Origin of the sequence: Streptomyces sp. NPDC102360 (genome assembly GCF_044766085.1) — a bacterium.
Lineage (GTDB): Bacteria > Actinomycetota > Actinomycetes > Streptomycetales > Streptomycetaceae > Streptomyces.
Window position 1 is genome coordinate 465620 of record NZ_JBIWLG010000003.1, and the last position, 11981, is coordinate 477600.

Annotated in this window: 9 protein-coding genes; 7 read left to right on the forward strand and 2 right to left on the reverse strand. The window is 70.0% G+C overall.

The window, feature by feature from the left end; all coding sequences use genetic code 11:
• Positions 1-43 precede the first annotated feature (43 nt).
• Positions 44-1129 carry an S-(hydroxymethyl)mycothiol dehydrogenase gene (locus ACIRHA_RS16500; RefSeq protein ID WP_403845591.1) on the reverse strand — a complete coding sequence of 362 codons (1086 nt, stop codon included), beginning with the start codon at positions 1127-1129 and terminating at the stop codon, positions 44-46.
• A gap of 545 nt (positions 1130-1674) precedes the next feature.
• Here ACIRHA_RS16500 and ACIRHA_RS16505 point away from each other — a divergent pair.
• The gene (locus tag ACIRHA_RS16505) at positions 1675-2472 is read left to right on the forward strand and encodes an IclR family transcriptional regulator (protein WP_403845593.1); all 798 of its coding nucleotides are present in this window, start codon (positions 1675-1677) and stop codon (positions 2470-2472) included.
• Here the strand turns inward: ACIRHA_RS16505 and ACIRHA_RS16510 are convergent.
• Entirely contained in the window at positions 2460-4757 is a 2298-nt protein-coding gene (locus tag ACIRHA_RS16510) for an FdhF/YdeP family oxidoreductase (RefSeq protein WP_403845596.1), read from the reverse strand. The genes ACIRHA_RS16505 and ACIRHA_RS16510 overlap by 13 nt on opposite strands.
• A 167-nt stretch (positions 4758-4924) precedes the next feature.
• Here ACIRHA_RS16510 and ACIRHA_RS16515 point away from each other — a divergent pair, with 167 nt between their 5' ends.
• The 6 genes from ACIRHA_RS16515 (at position 4925) to purU (ending at position 11971) form a co-directional block, all read left to right on the forward strand.
• Positions 4925-5830 carry a LysR family transcriptional regulator gene (locus ACIRHA_RS16515; protein ID WP_403845599.1) on the forward strand — a complete coding sequence of 302 codons (906 nt, stop codon included), beginning with the start codon at positions 4925-4927 and terminating at the stop codon, positions 5828-5830.
• A gap of 156 nt (positions 5831-5986) precedes the next feature.
• Positions 5987-7213: a sarcosine oxidase subunit beta family protein gene (locus ACIRHA_RS16520; RefSeq protein WP_403845601.1), complete on the forward strand. Its 1227-nt coding sequence runs from the start codon at positions 5987-5989 to the stop codon at positions 7211-7213.
• Positions 7214-7243: 30 nt separating this feature from the next.
• A complete protein-coding gene (locus ACIRHA_RS16525; protein ID WP_403845604.1) occupies positions 7244-7552 on the forward strand; it encodes a sarcosine oxidase subunit delta in 309 nt (102 codons plus the stop codon).
• Positions 7549-10410 (forward strand): 2Fe-2S iron-sulfur cluster-binding protein, encoded by a 2862-nt coding sequence (locus tag ACIRHA_RS16530; RefSeq protein ID WP_403845606.1) that lies wholly within the window; start codon positions 7549-7551, stop codon positions 10408-10410. Before ACIRHA_RS16525 ends, ACIRHA_RS16530 begins: the two co-directional genes overlap by 4 nt.
• Positions 10400-10993 carry a sarcosine oxidase subunit gamma gene (locus ACIRHA_RS16535; RefSeq protein ID WP_403845608.1) on the forward strand — a complete coding sequence of 198 codons (594 nt, stop codon included), beginning with the start codon at positions 10400-10402 and terminating at the stop codon, positions 10991-10993. Before ACIRHA_RS16530 ends, ACIRHA_RS16535 begins: the two co-directional genes overlap by 11 nt.
• 99 nt (positions 10994-11092) lie before the next feature.
• Positions 11093-11971, forward strand: coding sequence for a formyltetrahydrofolate deformylase (purU, locus tag ACIRHA_RS16540; protein WP_403845611.1), 879 nt, complete (start codon positions 11093-11095; stop codon positions 11969-11971).
• Positions 11972-11981: the final 10 nt, after the last annotated feature.

The window sequence follows — 11981 nt, forward strand, 5'->3', positions numbered from 1 at the left end:
CGATGCGAGTTGTGTGTGGTGGGGGCTCAGAGCGCCCGTGCGCTCACAGCGTCACCACTGAGCGCAGTACGTCTCCGCGACGCATGGCGTCGAACGCGGACTCCACCTCGTCGAGGCCGATCTCCTCGCTGACGAACGCGCCGAGGTCGAAGCGGCCCTGGAGGTAGAGGTCGATGAGGGCGGGGAAATCACGGGAGGGCAGGCAGTCGCCGTACCAGGAGGACTTGAGGGCGCCGCCGCGCCCGAAGACGTCGGCGAGCGGCAGTTCCAGCTTCATCTCGGGGGTGGGCACGCCCACGAGGACCACGGTGCCCGCCAAGTCGCGGGCGTAGAAAGCTTGTTGATAGGTCTCGGGGCGGCCCACCGCCTCCACGACGACATCCGCGCCGAAGCCGCCGGTGAGGGAACGGACGGCCTCGACGGGGTCGGTCCTGGAGGAGTCGACGGTGTCGGTGGCACCGAACCGCTCGGCCTTCGCCAGCTTCCGCTCGTCGATGTCCACGGCGATGATGCGAGCGGCGCCGGCCACCTTCGCCCCGGCGATCGCCGCGATGCCCACGCCGCCGCAGCCGATGACGGCCACCGAGTCGCCCCGGCCGACGCCGCCGGTGTTGACCGCCGCGCCGAAGCCCGCCATGACGCCGCAGCCGAGCAGGCCCGCAGCGGCGGCCGGTGCGGTCCGGTCGACCTTGGTGCACTGCCCGGAGGCGACGAGGGTCTTCTCGGCGAACGCGCCGATGCCGAGGGCCGGCGAGAGCTCCGTGCCGTCGAGGAGGGTCATGGGCCGTGTGGCGTTGCGCGTGTCGAAGCAGTACCAGGGCCGGCCGCGCCGACAGGCCCGGCAACTTCCGCACACGGCACGCCAGTTGAGGATGACGAAGTCACCGGGCGCCACGTCGGTGACCCCGTCGCCGACGGACTCGACGACGCCGGCGGCCTCGTGACCGAGCAGGAACGGGAACGCGTCGTTGATCCCGCCCTCCCGGTAGTGCAGATCGGTGTGGCAGACGCCGCAGGCCCGCACCTGCACCAGCGCCTCCCCCGGCCCGGGCTCCGGGACCAGGATCGTCTCCACGGAGACGGGAGCGCCCTGTTTGTGGGCGACCACTGCGCGTACCTCGTGAGTCACGGTTGAGCTCCTTGCTGCGGGGACGGCCGGACGCGGCGGCCCGACGGAGTCTGTTGAGGGGAGGCAGAAGAGCCGTGAGGGAGCTTTTGAAGATCTGTTGAAGCACCGAACTCTGTTGCGCATGAAGAACCTTGACGCGTTCTACGCAACGCCCAAACTGTCGTCTCCGTCGGAGGCGCGTGTCAAGAGGAATCTGAGAACTGTCCCGCCCCACAGAAACCCCGCACCCCGCACCGCCCGACGCCGCCACCACGGCGCCGTCAACGACGTTGCAGCGCACGGGGGTTGGGGGCCGCGTCGGGGCAGGCCCACCCACGAGGACGCCGACTACGGCAGAGGTATCGAACGGCCTCGCGTGTCCGCGTCAAGACGGTGCGCAAGGGTGCATGACTCCCGCCGACCCGGGTAGCGGAAGTGGCTAGGCGGGTCTTGTATGCCCTAATTCAGGAGACGCCGCTTATCGGCCGCGATCATACGGCCGGAGTCGAAGATCCGCTTCCGCATCGCCCTGCCGCCAGCCCACGGACAGCGCCTATAGTCGCGCCATGAGAAAGCGTGACGCAGACAGTGAGACATCGGGCCCGTCGGGCGCCGGAGTGCAGTCCGTCGACCGTGCCGTGAGCGTTCTGGAGATTCTCGCCCGGCGCGGGGAGGCCGGCGTCAGTGAGATCGCCGCGGAAATCGACGTGCACAAGTCGACGGCCTTCCGTCTGCTGGGCGCACTGGAGGCGCGCGACTTGGTCGAGCAGTCGGCCGACCGGGGGAAGTACCGGATCGGTTTCGGCATCGTACGCCTGGCCAGCTCGGTCACCGACAACTTCGATGTGACACAGCAGGCCCGGCCATTCTGCGAGCAGCTCGCGGAGGAATTCGGCGAGGCCGTCAACATCGCAATCCTGCAGGAGCATTACGCGGTGAATGTCCTCCAGGTACGCGGACCGATGGCGGTCAGCACGCACAATTGGGTCGGCCAGCTCACCCCGATGCATGCCACATCCAGTGGCAAGATATTGCTCGCTCACGTGCCGGAGCAGGAGCGCACGGAAATGCTCGCGGCCTCCCACATGAAAAAGATGACACCGCACACCCTGACCGCCAAGGGAAAACTCGAGAAGGATCTCGCGCAGACCCTTGAGCGCGGATATGCGGTGACACTGGAGGAATTGGAGATCGGGCTGCACGGAATGGCCGCACCGATCAGAAACGCCCAGGGTGAGGTCATCGCCGCCATCAGCGCCTCGGGCCCGGCCTACCGGTTCACCGAGGAGCGGATGCACGAGCTCTCCCCCACGCTGCTGCGGAGCGCGCAGGACGTCAGCCGCAAGATGGGCTACCTGGACTGACCGGGGACGTCCCCCTCGGCCGGTTCCATCCGGATGATCACGGCCTTGGACGTGGGGGTGTTGCTGTTCTCGGCGACGCTGTCCAGCGGCACGAGGACGTTGGTCTCCGGGTAATAGGCGGCCGCGGAGCCCCGGGGCGTCGGATAGCCGACGACGCGGAACGCGGGCGCCCTGCGCTCGCTGCCGTCGGTCCACACACTGATCAGGTCGACCAGGCTCCCCTCCTCGATGCCGAGTTCGGTGAGGTCCTCCGCGTTCGCCAGGACGACGCGCCGCGCGCCCTTGACGCCGCGATACCGGTCGTCCATCGCATACGGGATGGTGTTCCACTGGTCGTGCGAACGGAGCGTCTGCAGAATCAGGTGGCCGGGCGGCGCGGTGAGCCCGGTGAAGGTGTTCGCGGTGAAGACGGCGGTGCCGCTCGCCGTCTGGAAGACGCGCTTGTTGACGGGGTTGGGCAGGTTGAAGCCGCCAGGTTCCCTGACGCGCCGGTTGAAGTCGTCGAATCCCGGCACCACGTTCGCGATGTGCTCGCGAACCGTGTCGTAGTCGTTCTCGAAGGCCTGCCAGGTGATCCCGTGCCGTTCGCCGAGGGTCCTGCGGGCGAGCCGGCTGATGATGGACACCTCGCTGAGCAGCGCGGGTGAGGCGGGCGCGAGCCGGCCGCGGGTGGCGTGCACATCGCTCATCGAGTCCTCGACCGTCATGAACTGCTCACCGCCCGCCTGAACGTCGCGGTCGCTGCGCCCCAGAGTGGGGAGAATCAGCGCGGTGCGGCCACACACGGCGTGCGAGCGATTCAGCTTCGTCGAGATGTGGGCCGTCAACCGGCAATTGCGCAGGGCGCGTTCGGTCACGTCGCTGTCGGGAGTGGCGCGGACGAAATTGCCCGCGACGCCCACGAACACCTGGGCCCGGCCGTCGCGCATGGCCCGGATCGCGTCGACCGCGTCGGCCCCGTGCCGGGTGGGCGGAGCGAAGCCGAATTCCTTCTCCAGGGCGTCGAGGAACGACTGCGGCATGCGCTCCCACACGCCCATGGTGCGGTCGCCCTGCACATTGCTGTGGCCGCGCACCGGGCAGACTCCGGCGCCGGGCCTGCCGATGTTTCCGCGCAGCAGAAGGAAATTGACGACTTCGCGGATGGTGGGGACGCCGTGCTTGTGCTGGGTCAGGCCCATGGCCCAGCACACGATGACGTTCTTGGCGCCGAGCACCCGCTGGTGGACCTCCTCGATCTCCTCGCGGGTGAGTCCCGTGGCCTTGAGGACCTCCGCCCAGTCGAGCCCGCGGATGTTGTCGGTGAAGACCTCGTAGCCCGAGGTGTGGGCATCGATGAACTCGCGGTCGATGACCGTGCCGGGCGCCTTGTCCTCGGCCTCCAGGAGCAGCAGGTTCAGCGCCTGGAAGAGGGCCAGGTCGCCGCCCGGCCGGATCTGCAGGAACTGGTCGGCGATCTCGGTGCCGCGGCCGATGACACCCCGCGCCTTCTGCGGGTGCTTGAAGCGCAGCAGCCCCGCCTCGGGCAGCGGGTTGACCGCGACGATCTTTCCGCCGCGCCGCTTGGTCTCCTCCAGCGCCGTGAGCATCCGGGGGTGGTTGGTGCCGGGGTTCTGGCCGACGACGAACACCAGGTCGCTGTTGTGCAGGTCGTCGAGGCTGACGCTGCCCTTGCCGATGCCCAGCGTCTCGTTCAGGGCGGAACCGCTTGACTCGTGGCACAGATTGGAGCAGTCGGGCAGGTTGTTGGTGCCGTAGGCCCGCGCGAAGAGCTGGAGCAGGAAGGCGGGCTCGTTGGCGAGTCGGCCCGAGGTGTAGAACAGCGCCTCGTCCGGGGTGTCGAGGCCGTTCAGCTCGTCGGCGAGCGCACCTTCCCAGCCGATCGGCTCGTAGTGGTCGCTGTCCGGGTACTTGACCATGGGCTCGGTCAGCCGGCCCTGCTGGTTGAGCCAGTAGTCGGAGGCCTGCGCCAGCTCGCTGACCGGGTGCTCGGCGAAGAACTCGCGGGTGACGCGGCGCGTGGTGGCCTCGTCGGCGATGTGCTTGGCGCCGTTCTCGCAGTACTCGTTGCGGCTCCGCTTGCCGGGTGTCTCCTCGGGCCAGGCGCAGCCCGGACAGTCGATGCCGCCGGCCTGGTTGAGATTCAGCAGGGTCAGGGCGGTGCGCTTCGGCGAGGTCTGGCTCAGGGCGTACTGGAGGGCGTGGGCCACGGCGGGCGCCCCGGTGGCCCAGGTCTTGGGCTTGCTCAGGGAAAGATCCTCTTCGGGCTCTTCGATCGCGCGCACGCCCATCACCTCTACGTTTCCGACTCACCGGGAGCCGACACGCCCCCGCCACCCAGCATTCGTCGGCGCCCGGCCCACGGTCAAAGCGGAAAATCCGATCGTTGATAGGCAGCTACGATCATCGGTGGGCGCTGTCCACCGAAATCGGCCGGGAAGGGGGTGGGACCGTGCTCCTGCGACAGCTCGAATACCTCGTCGCACTGACCGGTACCGGCCACTTCGCGAAGGCCGCCGAGCAGTGCTTCGTGTCGCAGCCGACGCTGTCCGAGGGCATCCGCAAGCTGGAGACGGAGCTCGGCGTGCCGCTGGTGCGGCGCGGCCGGCGCTTCGAGGGCCTGACGGCGGAGGGCGAGCAGGTCGTCCTGTGGGCGCGCCGGATGCTCGCGGACCGGGACGCCATGCAGTCGGGGCTCGCGGCGCTGCGCGCAGGGCTGAGCGGTGAGCTGCGGCTGGGCGCCGTGCCCACGGCGGTCGGTGCGGTCGCCCTGCTCACGCAGCCGTTCTGCGCGGCCAACCCGCACACCACGGTGAACGTCCAGGCCGATCTCCAGGGTGATGACATCGTGCGCCGGCTGCGCGCCTTCGAGCTGCACGGGGCGGTCTCGTACCACAGCCGGAACCTGGATCTGCCGTTCGTGCCGCTGTACCGGGAGCGCTATGTCGTGCTCACCCAGGAGGACCCGGACCGGTCGGCGCAGGAGATCAGCTGGGCCGAGGCGGCGGCGCTGCCGCTGTGCCTGCTGCATCCGCGGATGCTGGGGCGCCGGGTCCTGGACGACGTGTTCGCGGAGCTGTCTCTGTCGGTGGCGCCGCGCGTGGAGACGGACTCCATCGCCTCACTGATCGCGCATGTGCGCACCGGCCAGTGGTCGAGCATCATCCCGCACACCTGGCTGCACGTCTTCGGGATCCCCGCCGGGATGGAGGCCGTGCCACTGATCGGGCCCCGGCGCAGCGCACGGATCGGTCTGCTGCTGCCGCCGCGCGATCCGCTGTCGGTGATGGAGCAGGCGCTCGCGGACCTGGCCCGCGCCTCGCGGATGCACACGGTCCTGGACGTGCTGCCGGGCTGAGATCCGGCCGCCGCAACTCGCCGCATCGATGCGGCGGTTACCGGCTTGTTTTCCTCCTCCGGACACCATTGACGCGCCCCTGAGCCGCTGGCTACCGTGACGACGACCCGCCGCTGATATATCAGAGTGTCACCAGTCGGTTTTCAAGGAGTCCTCATGACCCCCGACGCACACGACCTGCCCGACCACCCCGACTTCCTGTGGCGCAACGCCGACCCGAAGAAGTCCTACGACGTCGTGATCGTGGGCGGTGGCGGACACGGCCTGGCGACCGCGTACTACCTCGCCAAGAACCACGGCATAACGAACATCGCCGTCCTGGAGAAGGGGTGGCTGGCCGGCGGGAACATGGCCCGCAACACCACCATCATCCGCTCCAACTACCTGTGGGACGAGAGTTCGGGCATCTACGAGAGCTCGCTCAAGCTGTGGGAGACGCTGGAGCAGGACCTCGACTACCCGATCCTGTTCAGCCAGCGCGGCGTCCTCAACCTCGCGCACAACCTCCAGGACGTCCGCGACAGCAAGCGCCGGGTGTACGCGAACCAACTCAACGGCATCGACGCCGAGTGGCTGGAGCCCGACGGGGTCGCCAAGGTGTGTCCGATCGTCAACACGAGCCCGGACGTGCGTTATCCGGTGCACGGCGCCACGTACCAGCCGCGCGCGGGTATCGCCAAGCACGACTACGTGGCGTGGGGCTTCGCCCGCCGCTGCGACGCGTACGGCATCGACCTCATCCAGAACTGCGAGGTCACCGGCATCGATGTGAGCGGGGGCCGGGTCACCGGGGTTCAGACCACGCGGGGCCGGATCGCCGCCGGGAAGATCGCGCTCGCGGCGGCGGGACACACCTCCGTGCTCGCGCAGATGGTCGGCCTGCGGCTTCCGTTGCAGAGCCATCCCCTCCAGGCACTGGTGTCGGAACTGCTTGAGCCCGTGCACCCGACCGTCGTGATGTCCAACGCCGTGCACGTGTACGTCTCCCAGGCGCACAAGGGCGAACTCGTCATGGGCGCGGGCATGGACAGCTACAACGGGTACGGGCAGCGCGGCGCCTTCCACATCATCGAGCGGCAGATGGCAGCGGCCCTGGAGCTGTTCCCGGTGTTCGCCCGCGCCCACATGCTGCGCACCTGGGCCGGCATCGTCGACACCACACCGGACGCCTCCCCCATCGTCGGGCTCACGCCGGTGGAGGACCTTTACCTCAACTGCGGCTGGGGTACCGGCGGTTTCAAGGCGACTCCGGGAGTCGGCTGGGCGTACGCGCACACCATCGCGACCGGTGAACCCCATGACACCAACGCGCCGTTCACCCTCGACCGGTTCACGACCGGCGCCCTCGTCGACGAGCACGGCGCCGCCGCCGTCGCGCACTGAGCACCTGCCGAGCCCTGAGGAGACCGAGAGATGCAGCTGATTCCCTGCCCCTGGTGCGGACCGCGCGAGGAGGCCGAGTTCCACTACGGCGGTCAGGCGCACGTCGAGCACCCCGCCGACCCGCACGCGATCGACGACGAGCAGTGGGCCCAGTACGTCTTCTTCCGCGACAACCCCAAGGGCCCCTTCGCCGAGCGGTGGGCGCACACGGCGGGCTGCCGACGCTGGTTCAACGCCGTGCGCGACACCGTGAGTTACGAGTTCCTGACCGTGTACCCCGTGGGTTCCCCGAACCCTCTCGGCACCGCCGCGCGAGAGCGCCAGGAGGCGACCGCATGAGCACTCCCTTCCGCTCCCCCGGCACACACGGCCGCGTCGACCGCTCCACCACGCTGGACTTCACCTTCGACGGCACGGACTACACCGGTCACCCCGGAGACACCCTCGCCTCCGCGCTGCTGGCGAACGGCGTGCACCAGGTGGCTACGAGCATCAAGTACGGGCGGCCGCGCGGCATCCTCGCCGCCGGTGTCGAGGAGCCCAACGCCCTCGTGCAGATCGAGGCGCCGTTCCCCGAGCCCATGCTCACCGCCACCACGGTCGAGCTCTACGACGGTCTGGTGGCACGCGGGCTGAGCGGCCAGGGGCGGCTCGCCGCCGAGGCCGATCCCGCCCGTTACGACGCGAAGCACCTGCACGCCGAGTTGCTGATCGTGGGGGCCGGACCGGCCGGTCTCGCGGCCGCGCTCGCCGCGGCCGACGCGGGAGTCCGGGTCGTCCTCGTCGACAGCGCACCGGAGTTGGGAGGCAGCCTGCTCGGCACGCAGGAGGCCATCGACGGCCGCCCGGCGCAGGAGTGGGTCGACTCCGTGGCGAGCCGGCTCGCGGCGTCCGGGAGCGTCACCGTCCTGACCCGCACCACCGCCTTCGGGCACTACGACGACAACCTCGTCCTCGCCCTGGAGAAGCGCACCGACCACCTCGGCGCCGCGGCCCCGAGCCACGTGTCACGCCAGCGGGTGTGGCGCATCCGGGCCGAGCAGGTCGTGCACGCGACCGGCGCCACCGAGCGTCCGATCGCCTTCGACGACAACGACCGCCCCGGCATCATGCTCGCCTCCGCGGCCCGTACGTACCTGGGCCGGTACGGCGTCCTCGCCGGTCGCCGGGCGGCCGTCTTCACGACGAACGACTCCGCGTACGACACGGTGCTCGAACTCGCGGACGCGGGCGTGGAGTTCGCTGCGGTGGTCGACGCGCGGCCGACCGTTTCCGAGCGGCTCGCGGGGGCTCTCGCCGAGCGCGGCATCCCGTTGCACCGGGACCATGTCGTCACCGGGACCAGCGGTGTCGAGCGCATCTCCCGTGTGCACATCGCCCGGCGTTCGGCGGACGACGCCCGGCGGCACGGCGTCGACTGCGACGTGCTGCTCGTCTCCGGCGGCTGGAACCCGGCCGTGGCCCTGTTCAGCCAGGCGCGCGGGAAGCTGCGCTACGACGCGGAACTCGCCACGTTCGTGCCCACCGAGGCGCCGGCCACCGTACGGACCGCGGGCGCCGCGGACGGTCTGCGTACGCTAGGGGAGTGCCTGGGCAGCGGGATCGCCGCGACGGCCACGGCGCTTGAGGCGCTCGGCGTCGCGGTCACGCCAGTCGGCGTTCCGGCGGCCGCCACCGAACTCCCCTCCCCCGTCGCGGTGTTGTGGCGCGTGCCCAGCCCGCGGGACGGCGCGGACGGTACGGCGCAGTTCGTCGACCTGCAGCGCGACGCGCTCGCCAGTGACGTGTTCCGGGCGACCCGCGCCGGGCTCCGCTCCGTCGAGCACGTCAAGCGCTACACCACCATCGGCACCGCCCACGACCAGGGCCGTACGTCCGGGATCCTCACCTCGGGCATCGTCGCCGAGGCGCTCGGCGCGGAGGTCGCGGACCTCGGCACCACCAGTTTCCGGCCTCCCGTACAGCCCATCGCCTTCGCGGCGTTCGCGGGCCGCAACCGGGGCGAGCTGTTCGACCCGGTGCGGGTGACCGCACTGTACGCCTGGCACGAGCGGCACGGCGCGCTGTTCGAGGACGTCGGCCAGTGGAAGCGGCCGTGGTACTACCCGCTGCCCGGCGAGACGATGGACGACGCGGTGCGGCGCGAGTGCCACGCGGCACGCAACGGCGTGGCGATGATGGACGGCTCGACGCTCGGCAAGATCAGCGTGCGGGGCCCCGACGCGGGCGAGCTGCTCAACCGGCTCTACACGAACATGATGGCCACACTGAAGCCTGGCCGGATCCGCTACGGAGTCATGTGCGGCGTCGACGGGATGGCCATCGACGACGGCACGGTCATCCGCGTCTCGGAGGACGAGTTCCTCGTCACGACCACAACGGGCAACGCCGCCAAGGTACTTGAGTGGATGGAGGAGTGGCTCCAGACGGAATGGCCCGAGCTGCGCGTGCACCTCACGTCCGTGACCGAGCACTGGGCGACGATCCCGCTCGTGGGCCCGCGCTCACGAGAGGTGCTCGCCGCGGTCGTCGGCGATGACCTGGACGTCTCCAACGAGGCGTTCCCGTTCATGAGTTGGCGCGACACCGTGATCGCCGGCGTCGACGCCCGGCTGTGCCGGATCAGCTTCTCCGGCGAGCTCGCGTACGAGGTCAACGTGCCGGCCTGGTACGGGACCCACGTCTGGCAGGCGCTGTGCGACGCCGGGCAGCCGCTCGGCCTCACCCCGTACGGCACCGAGACCATGCACGTGCTGCGCGCCGAGAAGGCGTACCCGATCATCGGGCAGGACACCGACGGCACAGTCACCCCGCAGGACCTCGGCATGAACTGGGTGATCTCCAAGAAGAAGCCGGACTTCGTCGGCAAGCGGTCCTTCGCCCGGCCCGAGAACCAGCGCCCGGACCGCAAACAGCTCGTCGCGCTGCTGCCCACCGACGAGCGCACCCTGCTCCCGGAGGGCGCGCAGATCATCGCCACCGAGGCGGTCCCCGCACCGCCCGTCCCGATGCTCGGCCATGTCACCTCCAGCTACCGTAGCGACGCCCTGCAGCGCACCTTCGCCCTGGCGCTCGTGCGCTCCGGCGCCGCCCGCGTCGGCGAGACCCTCTACGTCCCGCTCGACGGCGCCACCGTGCCGGTGACCGTCGCCGAACCCGTCCTCTTCGACAAGGAGGGAGCCCGCCGTGACGGCTGACACCCCCGCCCCCACACCCGCACGCATCAGCCCGCTCGCCGACTGGTACCCGCAGCTCCCGTCCGGCCTGAGCGCACACGAACTCCCGTTCCTGACCCAGCTCACGCTCCGGGTGACGCCCGGCAGCGCGGCGGCCACCGCCGTCGAGGGGTACCTCGGGTACGCCCTGCCGGACGCCGGCCGTGCCCACCTGGACGCGGAGGTCAAGGCGCTCTGGCTCGGCCCCGACGAATGGCTCCTGGTGGCGCCCGCCGGGCGCGCCGAGGAACTGACGGCCGGGCTGCGCCTCGCCATCGGCGAGGAGTTCGCCACCGTCACCGACACGTCCGCGCAGCGCACCGTCCTCGCCCTCGCGGGGCCCTTGCTGCCGGAGATCCTGTCGCAGGGCTGCGCCCTGGACCTCGCGCCCGACAAGGCCGACGCCGGCGCCTGTCACACCACGCTGCTCGCGCAGACCGGTGTCACGGTGGTGGTGCGCGAAGCGGGCCCGCGCGCGGTCTGGCTGTTCGTCCGGTCGTCCTTCGCCGGATACCTCGCGGCGTGGCTGGCGGACGCCTGCACCGAGTACGCCGGGGCCGCTTGATGAGCGTCAGCGTCGTCGACCTGTTCAAGGTCGAGTACAAGGAGACCGCACGCGGAGGCCTCGCCCTCAACGTCGTCGAATGCTGAGGAGACACCTGTCGTGACCACCGCACGCAGTGCACGCACCGACAGCGACCAGTACATCCTGACCCTCAACTGTCCGGCCCGCCCTGGCATCGTGCACGCCGTCACCGCCTTCCTGGTCGGCGAGTGCTGCGACATCACCGAGCACCAGCAGTTCGACGATCCCGACAACGCCACCGTCTTCCTGCGGACGAGTTTCACCGCGCCCGCCGGGACGGAACCGGCCCACCTGGAGGAGCGCTTCGCCGCCACGGCCGAGGCGTGCGCGATGGACTGGCGGCTGCGCGACGCGGCGGCCAACCCCCGGTTGCTGGTCATGGTGTCGAAGTTCGACCACTGCCTCGCCGACCTGCTGTACCGGTGGCGCAGCGGCACCCTCGACGGGGACATCGCCCTCGTCGTGTCCAACCACCCCGATCTGCGCGAACAGGTGGAACATGCGGGCGTGGAGTTCCTGCACCTGCCGGTCACCCGGGCCACCAAGCCGGAGGCCGAGGAGCGGCTGCTGCGCCTGGTCGACGAGCACGCCATCGACCTGGTGGTGCTCGCCCGGTACATGCAGATCCTCTCCGACGACCTGTGCAAGGCGCTTGAGGGGCGGGCCATCAACATCCACCACTCGTTCCTGCCGAGCTTCGCCGGAGCCAAGCCGTACCACCAGGCCCACGCGCGGGGCGTCAAGCTCGTCGGCGCGACCGCCCACTACGTCACCGCCGACCTGGACGAAGGGCCCATCATCGAGCAGGAGGTGATCCGTGTGGATCACCGTCAGAGCGCCCAGGAACTCGTCCTGGTGGGCCGCGACGCCGAACGTCTGGCCCTCGCCCGCGCGGTCAACTGGCACTGCCAGAACCGCGTCCTGCTGCACGGAAACCGCACGGTCGTCTTCAACTGAGCCCGGCAGT